The 17420-nt window shown below is 73.4% G+C and carries 16 protein-coding genes and 1 riboswitch; of the genes, 10 read left to right on the top strand and 6 right to left on the bottom strand.

All coding sequences use genetic code 11. The features are described from left to right. Positions 1 to 114: 114 nt before the first annotated feature. Together ABZ386_RS02585 and ABZ386_RS02580 are read right to left on the bottom strand one after the other, a co-directional pair. Complete coding sequence (locus tag ABZ386_RS02585) at positions 115 to 348, bottom strand: ferredoxin (protein ID WP_114251915.1); 234 nt, start codon at positions 346 to 348, stop codon at positions 115 to 117. Between the two features lie 2 nt (positions 349 to 350). Then, positions 351 to 1802: an aldehyde dehydrogenase gene (locus tag ABZ386_RS02580; protein ID WP_355714503.1), complete on the bottom strand. Its 1452-nt coding sequence runs from the start codon at positions 1800 to 1802 to the stop codon at positions 351 to 353. An 84-nt stretch (positions 1803 to 1886) separates the two neighbouring features. Here ABZ386_RS02580 and ABZ386_RS02575 point away from each other — a divergent pair, with 84 nt between their 5' ends. The 3 genes from ABZ386_RS02575 to ABZ386_RS02565 are packed head-to-tail and all read left to right on the top strand — an operon-like array spanning position 1887 to position 4393. Next, a complete protein-coding gene (locus ABZ386_RS02575; protein ID WP_351332513.1) occupies positions 1887 to 2912 on the top strand; it encodes an MBL fold metallo-hydrolase in 1026 nt (341 codons plus the stop codon). Positions 2913 to 2964: 52 nt separating this feature from the next. Next, the gene (locus tag ABZ386_RS02570) at positions 2965 to 3429 is read left to right on the top strand and encodes a nuclear transport factor 2 family protein (protein WP_356499592.1); all 465 of its coding nucleotides are present in this window, start codon (positions 2965 to 2967) and stop codon (positions 3427 to 3429) included. 58 nt (positions 3430 to 3487) lie between these two features. Next, positions 3488 to 4393 (top strand): helix-turn-helix transcriptional regulator, encoded by a 906-nt coding sequence (locus tag ABZ386_RS02565; protein ID WP_358963247.1) that lies wholly within the window; start codon positions 3488 to 3490, stop codon positions 4391 to 4393. A 24-nt stretch (positions 4394 to 4417) separates the two neighbouring features. Here ABZ386_RS02565 and ABZ386_RS02560 read toward each other — a convergent pair whose 3' ends face one another. Both ABZ386_RS02560 and ABZ386_RS02555 read right to left on the bottom strand, forming a co-directional pair. Further along, on the bottom strand, positions 4418 to 5233 hold the full coding sequence (locus ABZ386_RS02560) for an SAM-dependent methyltransferase (protein WP_351332523.1): 816 nt from the start codon (positions 5231 to 5233) through the stop codon (positions 4418 to 4420). Positions 5234 to 5266: 33 nt separating this feature from the next. Further along, a complete protein-coding gene (locus ABZ386_RS02555; protein ID WP_351332525.1) occupies positions 5267 to 5944 on the bottom strand; it encodes a phosphotransferase in 678 nt (225 codons plus the stop codon). A 48-nt stretch (positions 5945 to 5992) separates the two neighbouring features. Then, positions 5993 to 6125: riboswitch (cobalamin riboswitch) on the top strand. Between the two features lie 112 nt (positions 6126 to 6237). On the opposite strand from ABZ386_RS02555, the gene ABZ386_RS02550 reads away from it, so the two are divergent. The 6 genes from ABZ386_RS02550 (at position 6238) to ABZ386_RS02525 (ending at position 12214) form a co-directional block, all read left to right on the top strand. Continuing rightward, a complete protein-coding gene (locus tag ABZ386_RS02550; protein WP_356499588.1) occupies positions 6238 to 7446 on the top strand; it encodes a prenyltransferase/squalene oxidase repeat-containing protein in 1209 nt (402 codons plus the stop codon). Beyond that, on the top strand, positions 7443 to 8072 hold the full coding sequence (locus ABZ386_RS02545; protein ID WP_351332530.1) for an SCO2322 family protein: 630 nt from the start codon (positions 7443 to 7445) through the stop codon (positions 8070 to 8072). The genes ABZ386_RS02550 and ABZ386_RS02545 overlap by 4 nt, the downstream gene beginning before the upstream one ends. Next, complete coding sequence (locus ABZ386_RS02540; protein ID WP_351332533.1) at positions 8065 to 9132, top strand: energy-coupling factor transporter transmembrane component T; 1068 nt, start codon at positions 8065 to 8067, stop codon at positions 9130 to 9132. Before ABZ386_RS02545 ends, ABZ386_RS02540 begins: the two co-directional genes overlap by 8 nt. Continuing rightward, a complete protein-coding gene (locus ABZ386_RS02535) occupies positions 9129 to 10784 on the top strand; it encodes an ATP-binding cassette domain-containing protein (protein WP_351332536.1) in 1656 nt (551 codons plus the stop codon). The genes ABZ386_RS02540 and ABZ386_RS02535 overlap by 4 nt, the downstream gene beginning before the upstream one ends. Continuing rightward, on the top strand, positions 10781 to 11668 hold the full coding sequence (locus ABZ386_RS02530; protein WP_351332540.1) for an ECF transporter S component: 888 nt from the start codon (positions 10781 to 10783) through the stop codon (positions 11666 to 11668). The genes ABZ386_RS02535 and ABZ386_RS02530 overlap by 4 nt, the downstream gene beginning before the upstream one ends. A 129-nt stretch (positions 11669 to 11797) precedes the next feature. Beyond that, positions 11798 to 12214 (top strand): transglycosylase SLT domain-containing protein, encoded by a 417-nt coding sequence (locus ABZ386_RS02525; protein WP_351332543.1) that lies wholly within the window; start codon positions 11798 to 11800, stop codon positions 12212 to 12214. 81 nt (positions 12215 to 12295) lie between these two features. Here the strand turns inward: ABZ386_RS02525 and ABZ386_RS02520 are convergent, their stop codons facing one another. Continuing rightward, on the bottom strand, positions 12296 to 13531 hold the full coding sequence (locus ABZ386_RS02520) for a cytochrome P450 (RefSeq protein ID WP_351332546.1): 1236 nt from the start codon (positions 13529 to 13531) through the stop codon (positions 12296 to 12298). Between the two features lie 191 nt (positions 13532 to 13722). Here ABZ386_RS02520 and ABZ386_RS02515 point away from each other — a divergent pair, with 191 nt between their 5' ends. Continuing rightward, complete coding sequence (locus tag ABZ386_RS02515) at positions 13723 to 14892, top strand: steroid 3-ketoacyl-CoA thiolase (protein WP_351332549.1); 1170 nt, start codon at positions 13723 to 13725, stop codon at positions 14890 to 14892. A gap of 12 nt (positions 14893 to 14904) precedes the next feature. Here ABZ386_RS02515 and ABZ386_RS02510 read toward each other — a convergent pair whose 3' ends face one another. Next, positions 14905 to 17247 carry an MFS transporter gene (locus ABZ386_RS02510; protein WP_351333014.1) on the bottom strand — a complete coding sequence of 781 codons (2343 nt, stop codon included), beginning with the start codon at positions 17245 to 17247 and terminating at the stop codon, positions 14905 to 14907. Positions 17248 to 17420: the final 173 nt, after the last annotated feature.

Below are 17420 nucleotides of genomic sequence, written 5' to 3'. Positions count from 1 at the left end.
CCAGACGACGCGCACCCTGCGCCTGACGGACCGCACCCCCGGCGCCAGACGACGCGCACCCTGCGCCTGACGGACCGCACCCCCGGCGCCAGACGGACCCCGCGGGCCGGCCGCCTACTCCTCCGGCGGGAAGACCGCCTCCCCGCTGTCCCCCAGCGTGATCACGATCGCCTCCACCGGGCAGCTCTCCGCCGCCTCCAGCACCCGCTCGTTCGCGTCCGTGTCCGGGGCGAGCGGATGGGACTGGCGGGCGGCGTCGAGGCGGAAGCCGTCCGGTGCGTGGTGGACGCACTGGGCGGAGCCGATGCACAGGGAGCGGTCGACCTCGACGTGCCAGCGGTCGCCCATCTCTAGGCTTCCGCCGGCAGGTGGATCATCTTGTGCTCCAGGTACTCGCCGTACCCTTCGGGCCCGAACTCCCGGCCCAGGCCCGAGTTCTTGTAGCCGCCGAAGGGGCCGAGCATGTCCAGGCTGAAGGTGTTGACCGAGTAGGTGCCCGTGCGGACCTGCCGGGCGATGTCGATGCCGTGCTCGACGTCCGCCGTCCACACGCTGCCGCTCAGCCCGTAGTCGGAGTCGTTGGCGATCTTCACGGCGTCGGACTCGTCGTCGTAGGGCAGCAGGCAGATGACGGGGCCGAAGATCTCCTCGCGGGCGATGCGCATGGAGTTGTCGACGTCGCCGAAGAGGGTCGGCTCGACGTACCAGCCCCGGTCCAGGCCGGCCGGGCGGCCGCCGCCGGTGAGGATCTTGGCGCCCTCCTCCTGGCCGATGCGGATGTAGTCCAGGTTGCGCTGCTGCTGGCGCCGGGCCACCAGCGGGCCCACCTGCGTCGCCGGGTCCAGCGGGTCGCCGACGGTCAGGGCGCCCGCCGCCGCGGCCAGGGCGTCGGCGAACTCGTCGTAGCGGGAGCGGGGCAGGAGGACGCGGGTCTGGGCGACGCAGGCCTGGCCGTTGTTCATCCAGGCCGCGGGGGCGATGCCCGCCACGGCCGCCTCGACGTCCGCGTCGGGCAGGACGACGGCCGCGGACTTGCCGCCCAGTTCGAGGGTCACGCGCGTGAGATTGCGGGCCGCGACCTCCATCACGCGCTTGCCGGCGGCGACGGACCCGGTGAAGGACACCTTGTCGAGGCCCGGGTGCCCGACCAGGTACTCGCTGACCTCCCGGTCGGCGGGCAGGATCGACAGCACGCCCTCGGGCAGCCCGGCCTCGCGGGTGACCTCGCCGAGCAGGTACGCGTCGAGCGGCGACTCGGGCGAGGGCTTGAGCACGGCCGTGCAGCCGGTGAGCAGCGCGGGGGCGAGCTTGGCGGCGGCGACGAACTGCGGGACGTTCCAGGGGACGACGGCCGCGACGACCCCGACCGGCTCGCGCCGCACGAGGATCCTGCCGAGCACGCCGTCGCGCCGTTCCTCGTAGGTGAAGTTCCGCGCGACCGTGATGGCCGCGTCCCAGACCATCACCGCGCCGAGCGCCTGGGCGAGGACGCTCCAGGAGTACGGCGAACCGTTCTGGGCGGAGATCACGCGGGCGATCTCGTCGTGCCGGGCGGCGATCCCGTCCTTGATCCGGCTCACGACCTCGATCCGCTCGTCGAGGCTCATGCGCGGCCAGGGCCCCTCGTCGAACGCCCGCCGCGCCGCCGCCACGGCCCGGTCCACGTCCGCCGTGGAGGCGTGCGGGACGCGTCCGATGACCTCTTCCGTGTGCGGGGAGATCACCTCGATGACGTCCTGGCCCTGGGGGTCGGTCAACTCCCCGCCGATGAACAGCTGTCCGTGTTCCACGAGCTCGGCCATCGCCACTGCCCTCGTTTCTGACGGTGTTTCAGAACTGATACCAGTTCCCGTTATAGTGAGCAATGGCCGTGGAGCGGAGGGCAGATGACCGAGGCGTTCGATCACGGCGGAGGCGTCCGCTCCCTCCGGGTCCCCATCCCGGACAACCCCCTCGGCCACACGCTGGTGTACGTCGTCGACACCGACCGCGGCCCGGTGCTGATCGACACCGGCTGGGACGACCCCGAGTCCTGGGACACGCTCACGGAGGGCCTCACGGCCTGCGGCACCTCGGTCACCGAGATCCACGGCGTGGTCGTCACCCACCACCACCCGGACCACCACGGCCTGTCCGGCCGGGTCCGCGAGGCCTCGGGCGCCTGGATCGCGATGCACGCGGCGGACACCGCGGTCGTACGGCGGACCAGACAGGCCCGTCCCGAGCGCTGGCTGTCGTACATGGCGGACAAGCTCACCGCCGCCGGCGCGCCCGAGGAGCACATCGCCCCGCTGCGCGCGGCCCGGCCCCGCGCCCTGCCCGGCCTCTCCCCCGCCCTGCCCGACCGCGACATCGCCCCGGGCGAACTCCTCGACCTGCCCGGCCGCCGCGTCCGCGCGATCTGGACCCCGGGCCACACGCCCGGCCATGTCTGCCTCCACCTGGAGGAGACCCACCCGGCCCGCCTCCCGGGCCACGGCCGGCTGTTCTCCGGCGACCACCTGCTGCCCGAGATCACCCCGCACATCGGCCTCTACGAGGACCCGGACGACAGCACGGTCACCGACCCGCTGGGCGACTACCTCGACTCCCTGGAACGCGTGGGCCGTCTCGCCCCCGCCGAGGTGCTCCCGGCCCACCAGCACCCGTTCCCCGACGCGGCCGCCCGCGTGCGCGAGCTGCTCGCCCACCACGAGGACCGCCTCACCGCCCTGCGGTCCCTCCTCGCCGAGCCGCTCACGCCCTGGCAGCTCGCCGAGCGCATGGAGTGGAACCGCCCCTGGGACCAGATCCCGTACGGCTCCCGCACCATCGCCGTCTCGGAGGCCGAGGCCCACCTGCGCCGCCTGGTCAAGCTGGGCCGGGCGGAGGCGGTGCCGGGAAGCGAGCCGGTGACGTACGTGGCGGTGTGAGGGAGCGGCGAACCCGTCGCCGGGCGGGGCACCGGGGTGCTAGCAAGCCCCCATGGACCCCATGGAACGCCTCCTCGCCGAACGCGCCTGCGAGCGTCTGATCCTCGACTTCGTCCACCGGCTCGACCTCGGCGAACCGGCCTCCGTCGCCGAGCTGTTCACCGAGGACGGTGTCTGGCAGTGGCCGGAGGGCGACCGCGTGATCAAGGGCCGCGACGCCCTGCGCGCCTACTTCGGCTCTCGTCCCGCGGACCGGCTGTCCCGCCGCATGATGTCCAACATCCTGGTCACGGTCACGTCCCCGGAGGCGGCCGGGGCGGTCTCGTACTTCACGACGTACCGCGTCGACGGCTACGCGGGCGGTGTCGTCCCGGCCGGGCCGCCGGTGCAGGTCGGCCACTACGAGGACGCTTTCCGGCGGGCCGCGGGCACCTGGCTACTCTCCTCCCGGACCCTGCACCTGCCCTTCGGCGGACCCACGACCCGGCTGAACATGCCTGCGGCACAAGGCACTTGACGCAGACGGGTGCCCCCTAGGATGGTCGGACGCACCGCTCGCACCGGGAGACATGCCCATGGGCACCGAAGAGGCCGCACATCCATCGACCGGCAGCGGAGCCCTGGACGGCCGGTCGGCGGGGCCCATGGTGCCGCGGCTGGCGCTGGGCGCACGGCTGCGCGGGCTGCGGCAGGAGCGCGGCATCTCCCGCGAGGACGCGGGGCACGTCATCCGCGCCTCCTCCTCCAAGATCAGCCGCATGGAGGCCGGGCGCCACGGCTTCAAACTGCGTGACGTCGCCGATCTGCTGACGCTCTACGGCGTCACGGACGAGGCCGAACGCGCCACGCTGCTGGCGCTGGCCGAGCAGGCCAACACCCCCGCCTGGTGGCGGTACTACAGCGACGTGGTGCCCACCTGGATGCAGACCTACCTCGGGGCGGAGCAGGCGGCGAGCCTCATCCGCTGCTACCAGGTCCAGCGCGTTCCCGGCCTGCTGCAGACCGCCGACTACGCACGCGCCGCCATCCGGCTGGCCCACCCGGACGCCGGCGCCGAGGAGATCGACCGCCGGGTCGCGCTGCGGATGACCCGGCAGCGGATCCTGCACCGGCAGCCGGCGGCCCAGCTGTGGGCGGTGCTGGACGAGGCCGCGCTGCGCCGCCCGGTCGGCGGCATCCGGGTGATGCGCGCCCAGCTCCGGCACCTCATCGAGATGTGCCGGCTTCCGCAGGTCACCGTCCAGATCCTGCCGTTCCACGCGGGCGGGCACGCCGCGGAAGGGGGCCCGGTCACCATCCTGCGGCTGCCGGGCGGGCAGTTGCCGGACGTGGTCTACCTCGAGAAGCTCACCACCGCCCTCTATCCCGACCGGCCCGCCGAGATCGAGCGCTACTGGGACGCCATGAACCGGCTGGTGGTCGAAGCCGAGCCACCGGACGAGACTCCGACCATCCTGCACCGCCTCCTCCAGGAGACCTGACGGCCCAGCAGGAGGCCTGACAGCTCAGCCCTTGCGGGCGACACCGCCGTACTGGTGCACCTCCGCGGGCAGGCCGAGCGCCTCCGCGTCGGGCCGCCAGCGGGAGCAGGACGTCACGCCCGGTTCGAGCAGTTCCAGACCGTCGAAGTAGCGCGCGATCTGCTCGGGGCTGCGCAGGATGTACGGGATCGAACCGCCGTCGTTGTACTGCCGGATGGCCCTGACGTAGTCCTCGCTGGTGTCGGTGGAGTCGTAACTCACGAGGTAGCTGCCCGAGGGCAGGGCGGCCACCAGCTCCCGCACGATGGAGCGCGCCTCGTCGTGGTCCTCGATGTGGCCGAGGATGCCCATCAGCATGAGGGCGACGGGCCGGTCGAAGTCCAGCGTCTTCCCGGCTTCCCGGATGATCGTGCCCGGCTCGCGCAGGTCGGCGTCGACGTAGTTGGTGACGCCCTCGGGTGTGCTGGTGAGCAGCGCGCGGGCGTGGGCCAGGACCAGCGGGTCGTTGTCGACGTAGACGATCCGGCTCTCCGGGGCCACCCGCTGGGCGATCTGGTGGGTGTTGTCGACGTTGGGCAGCCCGGTGCCGATGTCGAGGAACTGGCGGATGCCCTCCTCGGCGGCCAGGTGGCGCACGGCGCGGGCGAGGAAGTAGCGGGCGGCGCGGGCGCCGGTCTCGATGCCGGGGAAGATGTCGCGGAACGCGTCACCGGCCACCCGGTCGACCTCGTAGTTGTCCTTCCCGCCCAGCCAGTAGTTCCAGATCCGGGCCGAGTGCGGCACCGAGGTGTCGATCTTGGGGAACGGCTCCTGCTCGGGGTTCTCCGCCTGGTCGGTCATGGACGCTCCTGCGTGTGGTCGGGAAGGCCAACGTTAGCTTGTCCGCGCCGTGGAGAGGATCAACTCCTCGGCGGTTCCCAGGAGTTCGACTTCCGTCTCGGTCATGGTGGGGTTGGCGGCCCGGCGGCGCAGGGCTTCGGCCAGGGCCGGCCGGGTGAGCGGCGACGGACCGGCGAGGAGGGCGGTCAGCATGACCTCGGCGAGTGCCGAGAGCGAGTCGCCGGCGACGGCGGCCTGCGCGAGGACCACCGCGGACGCCGCCCAGTCCAGGCCCGGGTCGCCCTCCGCCGCGTCGGACCAGTCGATGACGCGGGGGCCGTCGGGCGTGAGGATCACGTTCTCCGGGTGCAGGTCCAGGTGGAGGACGCGGACGGCCGGGTCGGTGGAGCGCAGCGCGGGCACGGCGTGCAGCTCGCGCAGCAGCCGGGCGAGGAGCGAGCCCGCCTCCGTCCCGTCCAGGGTGCCCGCGAGGCACGCCTGGAGCACGGTCGGGCCGGAGAGCCGTTCCATCACCAGGTCGGTGCGCGAACCGGACGGGCGGACCCGGGGAACCGGGTAGCCGTGGGCGTGCACATGCGCCATCACCGCGCCCTCGGCCGCCGCGTCGCCGCCGCCCTCCCGCTCGCGGCGCAGCACCCACGCCTGGTCGATCTCGTAGACGTCGGCGCGGCGGCCGGAGCCGAGCAGCTTCCCCGGTGGTGTGGTCGGCATGCGTCGAAGCTACCGCCGCCCACCCGGCGCCCTCGGCCGGTTTCCTACGTGCGGGTACAGTGAGCGGGTCGTCATCACACCCGTACGGGGGGAAGCCGGTGCAATTCCGGCGCTGACCCGCAACCGTGAAACCGCCGGCCCACGGCGGTGAGCCGGATCGCCCCGTACGGTTCGTGACCGGCTCGCGTGCCCGGCAGCCCGCCGGTGCACGGCACCGTCGAGGTATACGGAGCCGAGCCGCCGGGGTGTCCCGTGCTGCCCGGCTCCCCCACAGGGAGAGGCACCCGCCGATCATGAACGTCCGCCGCAGCGCCGCGGTCCTGGCCGCCGTCGCCGTGATCGGCGCCGCCGCGCCGGCCACCGCCGCCCCGTCCCCCTCGCCGTCCCAGGCGTTCCCCTCCGCCCTGTACGGCGACAAGGACCCGAAGTTCGACGGCGTCTGGCGCCAGTCGCTCGCGCTGCTCGCGCAGGACACGGTCGGGGTGAAGCCGGCGGCGAAGTCCGTGGAGTGGCTGGTGCGCCAGCAGTGCGCGGACGGCGGGTTCGCCTCGTACCGGCCCGACCCGGCCACGGCGTGCGACGCGAAGACCATGCTCGACACCAACGCCACGTCCGCCGCCGTGCAGGCGTTGGCCGCGCTCGGCGGCCACGACGACGTCACGGCCAAGGCCGTCGACTGGCTGAAGTCCGTCCAGAACGAGGACGGCGGCTGGGGCTACGCGGCGGGCGGCGCCAGCGACACCAACTCGACGTCGGTCGTCATCGGCGCGCTCACCGCCGTGGGCGAGAAGCCGGACCGGGTCGAGAAGGGTGGCAAGTCGCCCTACGACGCGCTGCTGAAGCTCGCGCTGCCCTGCGGCGGGGACGGCGACGGCGCGTTCGCGTTCCAGCCGGACAAGAAGGGCGAGCTGACCGCCAACGCGGACGCCACGGCGGCGGGGGTGCTGGGCGCGCTGGGCCGGGGCATGGTGGTGAAGCCGGGCGGGAAGTCCGACGCGGCGTGCGCGCAGCCGCGTACGCCGGAGCAGGCGGCGGCGAACGGGGCCGCGTATCTCACGTCCGCCCTCGGCAAGGACGACGACCACCTGATGTCCGCCCTGGCGGGTGCCGAGCCGCAGCCCGATTACGGCAACACCGCCGACGCCGTCGTCGCGCTCGCCGCGCACGGTGACACCGCGCAGGCGGAGAAGTCCCTGCGCTGGCTGGAGAAGAACGCCGCGAGCTGGGCCGCCCAGAACGGTCCCGCCGCCTACGCCCAGCTGATCCTCGCCGCGCACGCGACGGGCACGGACCCGCGCGACTTCGGCGGCGCGGACCTGGTGAAGCAGCTGAACGCGACGGGCCCGGCCCCGCAGGGCGCCGCAAAGGCCGACGCGGACGCCAAGGACGAGAAGCAGGACTCCAACTCCGTGTTCGGCGTGTGGTGGTACGTCGGCGTCTGCCTCGTCGCCGGGATCGGCATCGGGTTCCTGTTCACCGGCCGCCGGAAGCAGCAGCTGTGATCCGCCGGGCCGTTGTCCTCCTGCTGGCCTCGCTCCTGCTGTGCGCGGGGGCGGGGCAGGCGCAGGCCGCGGGCTACCGGTACTGGTCGTTCTGGGAGCGCGACGGCGACCGCTGGGTCTACGCGACCCAGGGCCCGTCCATGGCCCGCCCCTCGGACGGTGACGTCCAGGGCTTCCGGTTCGCGGTGAGCGAGGACTCCTCCGATGCGGCCCGGCCGCGCGGTACGGCCGACTTCGCGTCGATCTGCGGGAAGACGCCGGCCAGGGACGGCCGGAAGCGCGTCGCCCTGCTCCTCGACTTCGGCACCCCCGCGGACGCCCCCAAGGGCGAAACCCCGCCCTCCGCGAGAACGGCCTGCGCCCAGGTCTCCCCCGACGCGACGACGGCACAGGCCCTGGCGGCGGTGGCCGGGCCGCTGCGCTACGACACGAACGCCCTGCTGTGCGCGATCTCGGGCTACCCGGAGCGGGGCTGCGGCGAGCAGGTGTCGGAGAAGCAGCGGAGGCCGGCGGCGGAGAAGAAGGAACAGCCGGACGACGGCCCGTCCCTGGGCCTGCTGGCGGGCATCGCGGTGGTGGCGCTCCTGGGCGGGGCGGCGGTCTGGCAGGTACGCCGGCGTGGGTAGGTCGCTCCACCCCGGCGCCTGGTGGCTGTGGGCCCTGGCCCTCGGTACCGCGGCCACCCGCACCACCAACCCCCTCCTGCTCGCCCTCCTCGTCGCCGTCTCCGCGTACGTCGTGGCCACCCGCCGCCCCGACACCCCCTGGTCCCGCTCCTACGGAGCGTTCGTCAAACTCGCCCTCGCCGTGCTGCTGATCCGCCTGCTCTTCGCGACGCTCCTCGGCTCCCCCATCCCCGGCACGCACACCCTGTTCTCCCTCCCCGAAGTCGCCCTGCCCGCCTGGGCGCAGGGCATCCGCCTCGGCGGCGCGGTCACGGCGGAGGCCCTCGTCTTCGCCCTGTACGACGGCCTGAAACTGGCCACGCTGCTCATCTGCGTCGGCGCCGCGAACGCCCTCGCCAACCCCTCCCGCCTGCTCAAGTCCCTCCCGGGGGCGCTCTACGAGATGGGCGTCGCGGTGGTCGTGGCGCTCACCTTCGCTCCGCACCTCATCGCCGACGTCCAGCGGCTGCGCGCAGCACGCCGTCTGCGCGGCCGCCCGGACCAGGGCGTACGGGGCCTGCTGCAGGTGGGCCTGCCGGTCCTGGAGGGCGCCCTGGAGCGCTCGGTCTCCCTCGCCGCCGCGATGGACGCCCGCGGCTACGGCCGTACCGCGCGAGTCCCCGCCGCCGTACGCCGCACCACCGCCGCCCTCACCCTCGGCGGCCTGCTCGGCGTCTGCGCGGGAACGTACGGGCTCCTCACGGCCGAGGGCGGCAGCTACGGCGTCCCTGTGCTCCTCGTCGGCCTCGCCGCCGCCCTCGCGGGCCTGAAGGTCGGCGGCCGCCGCTCCCTGCGCACCCGCTACCGCCCGGACCGCTGGGACCTGCGCGCCTGGCTCGTCGTCGCCTCGGGCGTGGCGGTCGCGGCCCTGCTGACCCTCGCCTCCGTGCGCGACCCCGCGGCCCTGCACCCGGGTGTGGTCCCGCTCGTCGCCCCGACTCTGCCCGTCTGGCCCGCCGGGGCCGTCCTCCTCGGCCTGCTGCCCGCGTTCGCCGCCCCCGACCCCAAGGAGCCGTCGTGATCCGCTTCGAGGATGTGTCCGTCACGTACGACGGGGCCGCCGAACCGACCGTCCGGGGCGTCGACTTCGAGGTCCCCGAGGGCGAACTCGTCCTCCTGGCGGGCCCGTCGGGGGTGGGCAAGTCGACCGTCCTGGGCGCGGTCAGCGGTCTCGTCCCGCACTTCACCGGCGGCACCCTGCGCGGCCGGGTCACGGTCGCCGGCCGCGACACCCGCACGCACAAGCCGCGTGAACTGGCCGACGTGGTGGGCACGGTCGGCCAGGACCCGCTCGCCCACTTCGTCACCGACACCGTGGAGGACGAACTGGCCTACGGGATGGAATCGCTGGGCCTCGCACCGGACGTGATGCGCCGCCGCGTGGAGGAGACCCTCGACCTGCTCGGCCTCGCCGCCCTGCGCGACCGGCCGATCGCCACGCTCTCCGGCGGCCAGCAGCAGCGCGTCGCGATCGGCTCGGTCCTCACCCCGCACCCGAGCGTCCTGGTCCTGGACGAGCCGACCTCCGCGCTCGACCCGGCGGCGGCCGAGGAGGTCCTGGCGGTCCTCCAGCGCCTGGTGCACGACCTCGGCACGACGGTCCTCATGGCCGAACACCGTCTGGAACGCGTCATCCAGTACGCCGACCAGGTCGTCCTGCTCCCGGCCCCGGGCGCCGCCCCCGTGCCGGGCCCCCCGGCCGAGGTCATGGCCGTCTCCCCGGTGTACCCGCCGGTGGTGGCCCTGGGCCGCCTGGCAGGCTGGACCCCCCTACCGATGACGGTCCGCGACGCGAGGCGCAGGGCGGCACCTCTCAGGCAACAGCTGGAGAACGCCCCAAAGGGGCGCGGGGAACTGCGCGATCAACCACGAACCACCCGCACCCGCGAACGATCGGAACCCCCCACCCCGGTAGGCGAACTCCGCTCCCTCTCGGTAACCCGCACCCGCATCCAGGCCCTCCGCTCCATCGACCTCACCATCACCCCCGGCGAAACCATCGCCCTCATGGGCCGCAACGGCGCCGGAAAATCCACCCTGCTCAACACCCTGGTCGGCCTGGTGAAGCCCACCTCCGGAACCGCCCGGCTCGGCGAAGCCACCCCGCACCGCACCACCCCCAAGGACCTCGTCCACAAGGTCGGCCTCGTCCCGCAGGAACCCCGCGACCTGCTCTACGCCGACACCGTCGCCGCCGAGTGCGCCGCGGCCGACAAGGACGCCGGCGCACCCCCCGGCACCTGCCGCGCCCTCGTCTGCGAACTGCTCCCGGGCGTCACGGACGACACCCACCCCCGGGACCTCTCCGAGGGGCAGCGGCTCGCGCTGGCCCTGGCCGTCGTCCTGACGGCCCGGCCCCCGCTGCTCCTGCTGGACGAGCCGACCCGGGGCCTGGACTACGCGGCGAAGGCCCGCCTGGTCGCGGTGCTGCGCGGCCTGGCCGCCGAGGGGCACGCCATCGTGCTGGCCACGCACGACGTGGAGCTGGCGGCCGAACTCGCGCACCGGGTGGTGCTGCTCGCCGACGGCGAGGTGATCGCCGACGGGCCGACGGCGGACGTCGTGGTCTCCTCCCCGTCCTACGCCCCGCAGGTCACCAAGATCCTGGCGCCGCAGCAGTGGCTCACGGTCTCCCAGGTCCGCGCGGCCCTCCCGCCCGAGGCCACCGCATGAGCCCGCAACGCACGCAACGGCAGGCGCGGGCCGTCCGCCTGGGCCCCCGCTCCCTCGCCGCCCTGGCCCTGGTCAGCGCGGTCGGGGTGGCCGGCTTCGGCTGGCCCTTCCTCGCGCCGCCCACCTCGCGGATCGGCGCGCACACGCAGGACGCCCCCTGGCTCTTCGCGGGCCTGCTGGTCCTGCTCGTGGCGGTCGTGGCCGCGGCGATCTCGGAGTCCGGGCTGGGCCCGAAGGCGGTCGCGATGCTCGGCGTGCTGGCCGCCACGGGAGCCGCCCTGCGGCCGATCGGCGCCGGTACCGCCGGTATCGAGCCGATGTTCTTCCTGATGGTGCTGAGCGGCCGGGTCCTCGGCCCGGGCTTCGGATTCGTCCTGGGCTCGGTGACGATGTTCGCGTCCGCGCTGCTCACGGGCGGGGTCGGGCCCTGGCTGCCGTTCCAGATGCTGGCGATGGGCTGGTTCGCGATGGGCGCGGGCCTGCTGCCCGGCCCGGACCGGCTGCGCGGCCGGGCGGAGCTCGCGCTGCTCGCGGCCTACGGCTTCCTCGCCGCCTTCGCCTACGGCACGATCATGAACCTGGCCGGCTGGCCCTTCATGAGCGCCCTCGCCTCGAACGTCGCCTTCGACCCGCATGCGCCGGTCGCCACGAACCTGGCCCGTTTCCTCGCGTACTGCCTGGCCACCTCGCTCGGCTGGGACCTGGGCCGGGCGGTCGTCACCGTCGTCCTGACGCTCGTGCTCGGCCCGGCGGTCCTCAGGGCGCTGCGCCGTGCCACGCGCCGGGCGGCCTTCGAGACGCCGGTCACGTTCGACGCGCCCGATCGGGGGCCCGCGGGTGAAGCCCCCCACATGACCCACGTCACGTACGAACCGGGGCCGTAGGGACCCGCCCCGGTCACGGGCGGGAGCGGGGCAGCACATGCGGCCATACCTAGTAAAAGGGTTCATTGCGGGCATCCGGCGGGCCTGCTTCTGTGGACGACCGCCCCACCCACCGACGAAAGGCCGCCTGTGCCCGCCGCTTCCGTTCTCCGCCGCGCCGCCACCCCGAAGAAGGCTCTCGCCGCCGCCGCCCTGACCGCGGCCACCTGCGGCACCCTGATCGCCGCCGCTCCCGCGCAGGCCGCGCCGACAGGGGCCTACTCGGCGCAGGCGGTCGCGAAGAAGATGATCGGCGACGACGCCCAGTACCAGTGCTTCTCCAGGATCGTCGAGCGGGAGAGCCACTGGGACGTGCACGCGCAGAACGCCTCCAGCGGCGCCTACGGCCTGGTCCAGGCCCTGCCGGGCGCCAAGATGGCCTCGGCCGGCTCCGACTGGAAGACCAACGCGGCCACCCAGATCGAGTGGGGCCTGGACTACATGAAGGACCGCTACGGCAGCGCCTGTGGCGCCTGGGACTTCTGGCAGACCAACCACTGGTACTGAGCCGGCCCGCACCCCACAGACCGAAGGCGGCGGCCCCCTGATCCCCGGGGCCGTCGCCTTCGCCATGCTCCCGCGAGGGCTTCAGCCCGTGCTGACCGGCAGTTCCTTCACCCCGTTGATCCACGCCGACCGCAGCCGCCGCGGGTCCCCGACCAGCTTCAGTCCCGGCATGGCGTCGGCGACCGCGTGGAAGATGAGGTCGATCTCCAGCACGGCGAGGGACTTGCCCAGGCAGTAGTGGGGACCGCCGCCGCCGAAGCCGAGGTGCGGGTTGGGGTCGCGGGTGATGTCGAAGGTGTCCGGGTCGTCGAAGACCTCGGGGTCGTGGTTGGCGGAGGCGTAGAACAGGCCGACGCGGTCGCCCTCGCGGATCAGTTTGCCGCCCAGCTCCGTGTCCTGCGTGGCGGTGCGCTGGAAGGCGGCCACCGGGGTCGCCCAGCGCACGATCTCCTCCGCCGCCGTCGCCGGGCGCCCCCTTTTGTACAGCTCCCACTGGTCGGGGTGGGTGAGGAAGGCGTGCATGCCGTGGGTGATGGCGTTGCGGGTGGTCTCGTTGCCGGCGACGGCCAGCATCAGCACGAAGAAGCCGAACTCGTCCGAGTTGAGGTTGCCCTGGTCCTCCGCCGCGACCAGTTGCGTGACGATGTCGTGGGCGGGGCACCGCTTGCGGTCGGCGGCCATGTTCATCGCGTAGGCGATGATCTCCGTGGCCGACTCGGCGCCGACCTCCTCGGTGATGGCGTACTCGGGATCGTCGTACGCGATCATCTTGTTGGACCAGTCGAAGATCTTGTCCCGGTCCTCCTGCGGTACGCCCATCAGCTCGGCTATCGCCTGGAGGGGCAGTTCGCAGGCGACCTGGGTGACGAAGTCGAACGGGCCGGTGTGGGCGCGGGCGTTCTCGACGATGGCGTGGGCGCGGGCCCGCAGCCGTCCCTCCAGCGCGCGGATCGCCCGGGGTGTGAACCCGCGCTGCACGATCTGCCGGACCCGGGTGTGCTCCGGCGGGTCCATGTTGAGCAGGATCAGCCGCTGCGCGTCGATGGCGTCGCGCTGGATGTGCTCGTTGAAGCGGATGATCGCGGTGTTGACGGAGGACGAGAACAACTCCGGGTGCGTCGATACGTACTTGACGTCCGCGTGCCGGGTCACGGCCCAGTAGCCCTCGTCCTGGAACCCGGCCACGTTGCCCGACTGCGGGATCCAGCGGACCGGTTCGGCGCGGCGCAGCTCGGCGAACTCCGGGAGGGGCACGCGGTGGTGCAGCACATCGGGGTCGGTGAAGTCGAACCCGTCGGGAAGCGCTGGACAGGGCATGGACAGCTCCTGACGGTCCATCAGCAAAGGGGTCGTCGCGACCGTAGTAACGAGTTCTACAACTAGCAAGAGACGTGAGTGTCCCAATTGCCCGCACACCCCTTGCCGTCACAGAACCTCCGTCAGCAAACTGCAAGAAGAACTAGAACGCGTACTAGTTCCGCTGAGCCTCCCGGAGAGGACCCGCACCCATGGCTGCCGAACCCGTGATCGTCGAAGCCGTACGCACCCCCATCGGCAAGCGCGGCGGCGCGCTCGCCCATCTGCACCCCGCCTACCTCCTGGGCGAGACCTATCGCGAGCTGCTGGGCCGCACCGGCATCCCGGCCGACTGCGTCGAGCAGATCGTCGGCGGCACGGTCACCCACGCGGGCGAGCAGTCCATGAACCCCGCGCGCACGGCCTGGCTGACCATGGGGCTGCCCTACGAGACGGCCGCGACGACGGTCGACGCGCAGTGCGGGTCCTCCCAGCAGGCCTCGCACCTGGTGGCCAACATGGTCGCGGCGGGCGTGATCGACATCGGCATCTCGTGCGGGGTGGAGTCGATGTCGCGGGTGCCGCTGGGGTCGGGGTCGAAGCACGGGCCCGGGAAGCCGTTCCCCGACGAGTGGAACGTGGACCTGCCGAACCAGTTCGAGGCGGCCGAGCGCATCGCCCGGCACCGCGGGCTGACCCGGGAGGACGTCGACGCGCTGGGCCTCGCCTCCCAGGAGCGGGCCGCCCACGCCTGGGCGGAGGAGCGGTTCAAACGGGAGACGTTCGCGGTGCAGGTGCCGACGACCGAGGAGGAGCAGCACGCCGGGCAGGGCATGTGGCGCCTGGTGGACAAGGACGAGGGCCTGCGCGACACGTCCGCGGAGGCGCTCGCGTCCCTGAAGCCGATCATGCCGACGGCGGTGCACACGGCCGGCAACTCCTCCCAGATCTCCGACGGGGCCGCGGCCATCCTGTGGGCGTCGAAGCGGATGGCCCGGGCGCTGAAGCTGCGGCCCCGGGCCCGGATCGTGGCCCAGGCGCTCGTGGGCTCCGACCCCCACTTCCACCTCGACGGCCCGATCGACGCGACCAGGGCCGTGCTGGGCAAGGCCGGGATGTCCCTGGGGGACATCGACCTGGTGGAGATCAACGAGGCGTTCGCGTCGGTCGTGCTGAGCTGGGCGCGGGTCTTCGAGCAGGACCTGGACAAGGTGAACGTCAACGGCGGGGCGATCGCGCTCGGGCACCCGGTGGGAGCGACCGGGGCCCGGCTCATCACGACGGCCCTGCATGAACTGGAGCGCGCGGACAAGGAGTTCGCTCTGATCACGATGTGCGCCGGCGGCGGACTGGCCACCGGCACCATCATTCAGCGGCTGTAGCCCGGGACCGGCTCACGCGTCCTGGTGGGCCAGGTGCGGATGGACGTCGCTCGGGGCGCGCCCGTCCATGGTGACCGTCGTCGCGACGGGCGCGTAGCCGCTGGCGATCAGGGAGTAGTCCCCCGCGTCCAGGTCGGTGAACGCGTAGGAGCCGTCCGTGCCGGTGACGGCGGTGCCCACGACGTTCCCGGCGGCGTCGACGAGCGTGACCCGGGCGTCGGCGACGGGCTCGCGGCCGGTCCCCGACCGTACGACGCCCTGCACCCGGGCGCCGGGGTGCAGCAGCACCTCCAGGCCGGTGACCGGGGTGCCGGGCGACTGGACGGGGAGGGCCGCGGGCCGGTACCCGGCGGCGTTGACGGCGAGCGTGAGGTCGCCGTCGGGCAGGGGGCCGAAGCCGAACGCGCCGGAGGCGTCGGTGGTGCCGGTGGCCGCCACGTCTCCGCGCACGTCCGTCACCACGACCGTCGCGCCGGCCACCGGCAGCCGGTCCTCGGCCGTGGTCACCGTCCCGCTCAGACGGCTGCCGCCGGCCAGGACCACGTCGTGGGGCAGGGGCTCCTCGCCGAGCGTGAGCGTGGACGCCTGGGGCTGGTGGCCGTCCGCCGCCGCGATCAGGACGTACGTACCCGGCGCGGGCGCGGCCAGCCGGTACCGACCCGCGTCGTGCGCCACGGCCCGGCCGACCTGCCGCCCGCCCAGGGAGACCAGCGTGATCGTGGCCCCCACCATGGCCTTCCCGGCGGCATCGCACACCCGGCCGGTGACGGCAGGGCCGTGCGCGGCAACCGGCTCGGCGGCAGCGGGCTCGGCGACGGCCACCGAGGCAGCGGCCGCTGCGGCGGCAGGCTCCGCGACGGCCCCCACGACGGCAGGCTCGTGCGCGGGCTTCGGCTTGCGGAGCAGCACAGCCCCGACCAGCGCGGCGAGCAGCGCCAGGGACGCGGCGACGATCAGGCAGAGCCGGAGGCCGTCGAGGAAGGACTCGGACAGGGCGCCCAGGGCGCGGCCGGTGTCCGGTCCCAGGTTCATCCCGGCGACGGCGCTCAGTCCGGCGGCGTCGACGGCCGCGGTGACCTGGTGGGCGGTCGCCGAGCCCACGCCCGCGTCGGCGAGGTGCCCGGGCAGGGCGTCCGTGGCCCTGGTCGTCAGCAGCGTGCCCAGGACGGCCGGGCCGAGCGCGCCGCCGACCTGCCGGAAGGCGTTGTTGCCCGCGGCGGCCATCCCGGCCAGGTGGTGCGGCACGGACGCGACGGCGGTGGCCGTCATGGGCGTGATGACCAGGCCCATGCCGAGGCCGAGCAGCATCAGCCGCCATGCCAGCGGCCCGAACGCGGTGTGCGCGTCGAGCGCGGTCAGGGACAGCAGGGAGGCCGTGCTGGCGAGCAGGCCGGTGGTGATCAGGGCACGGGCCGGGATGTGCCGCATCAGCGGCCCGACGACGACTCCGAGGAGCAGGCTCACCGCCGTCACCATGAGCATGCGGTACCCCGCGTCGAGGGTGTCGAGCCGCTGCACCATGCCGAAGTAGAGGCTGAGGACGAAGAAGAAGCCGATCAGGCCCAGGAAGCTGATCATCGCGATCAGCGTGGTCGCGCTGAACGCGGGGCTGCGGAACAGGGTCAGGTCCAGCATCGGGCTGGCGCTGCGCCGTTCGGCCACGACGAAGGCGACGGCACCGGCGGCGGCGAGGGCGAGCGCCACGACGACCTTGGGCTCGGAGAAGGACTGCGCCCCGCCCTCGATCACGCCGTAGACGAGCGAGGTGATGGTCAGCGCGGCGGTGAGCTGTCCCGGCCAGTCCAGCCTGCGCGAGCCGGGGGCGCGCGAGTCGGCGACCAGCGGCACGGCGGCGGCCAGCGTCAGCAGGGCCACGGGTATGGCGGGCACGTAGATCCAGTGCCAGGCGGCGTGCTGGAGGATCACCCCGGCCATCAGGGGGCCGACGGCGAGCGCCAGCGACAGGGCGGCGGCCCACAGTCCGACGAACTTGCCGCGCTCGTGCGGGTCGGGCACGGCGTGGCTGATCAGCGCGAGGGTCGTGGGCAGCAGCGCCGCCGCGCCCGTCCCGGCCAGTGCCTGCCCGGCCCACAGCACCTGCACGGACTGCGCGCTCAGGGCGACGACGGCTCCGGCGGCCGAGAACAGCAGGCCGGCCTGGAAGACCTTCTTGCGCCCGTGCACGTCCCCGACGACACCGGCGGTGAGGATGAGCGCGGCCATCGGCAGGACGAACGCGTCCGAGACCCAGGACAGCTGGGAGGTCGAGGCGTGCAGGTCCCGCTGGATCGCCGGGAGACTGACGGAGACCGTGGTGACCGGCAGGTAGGCGACGAACACCCCGATGCAGGCCATCAGGAGTGTGGCCTTCGGACTCCGCCGTGGTCCGTCGGCCGTCGTTGCCTCGTTCACAGAACCCTCCATGTCGGATCTTCCGGGTGGACAGCGAGGCTCACCTTTCAGCCAGGGCCGCTCAGGATCCAGCCACGGCCCGGGCTGGCCCGGATATCCGACATCACCAGGGCGCT

Origin of the sequence: Streptomyces sp. NPDC006140, assembly GCF_040628815.1 — a bacterium.
Lineage (GTDB): Bacteria > Actinomycetota > Actinomycetes > Streptomycetales > Streptomycetaceae > Streptomyces.
The sequence above is the reverse complement of the archived record's forward strand: the minus strand, read 5'-3'. Positions and strand labels throughout refer to the sequence as shown.

Coding starts and splice junctions, on each gene's coding strand:
- ABZ386_RS02570 (WP_356499592.1), top strand. CDS start 2,965: ATGGACCCCATGGAACGCCTCCTCGCCGAACGCGCCTGCGAGCGTCTG.
- ABZ386_RS02580 (WP_355714503.1), bottom strand. CDS start 1,802: ATGGCCGAGCTCGTGGAACACGGACAGCTGTTCATCGGCGGGGAGTTG.
- ABZ386_RS02555 (WP_351332525.1), bottom strand. CDS start 5,944: ATGCCGACCACACCACCGGGGAAGCTGCTCGGCTCCGGCCGCCGCGCC.
- ABZ386_RS02550 (WP_356499588.1), top strand. CDS start 6,238: ATGAACGTCCGCCGCAGCGCCGCGGTCCTGGCCGCCGTCGCCGTGATC.
- ABZ386_RS02530 (WP_351332540.1), top strand. CDS start 10,781: ATGAGCCCGCAACGCACGCAACGGCAGGCGCGGGCCGTCCGCCTGGGC.
- ABZ386_RS02520 (WP_351332546.1), bottom strand. CDS start 13,531: ATGCCCTGTCCAGCGCTTCCCGACGGGTTCGACTTCACCGACCCCGAT.
- ABZ386_RS02510 (WP_351333014.1), bottom strand. CDS start 17,247: ATGGCCTGCATCGGGGTGTTCGTCGCCTACCTGCCGGTCACCACGGTC.
- ABZ386_RS02515 (WP_351332549.1), top strand. CDS start 13,723: ATGGCTGCCGAACCCGTGATCGTCGAAGCCGTACGCACCCCCATCGGC.
- ABZ386_RS02565 (WP_358963247.1), top strand. CDS start 3,488: ATGGGCACCGAAGAGGCCGCACATCCATCGACCGGCAGCGGAGCCCTG.
- ABZ386_RS02560 (WP_351332523.1), bottom strand. CDS start 5,233: ATGACCGACCAGGCGGAGAACCCCGAGCAGGAGCCGTTCCCCAAGATC.
- ABZ386_RS02585 (WP_114251915.1), bottom strand. CDS start 348: ATGGGCGACCGCTGGCACGTCGAGGTCGACCGCTCCCTGTGCATCGGC.
- ABZ386_RS02575 (WP_351332513.1), top strand. CDS start 1,887: ATGACCGAGGCGTTCGATCACGGCGGAGGCGTCCGCTCCCTCCGGGTC.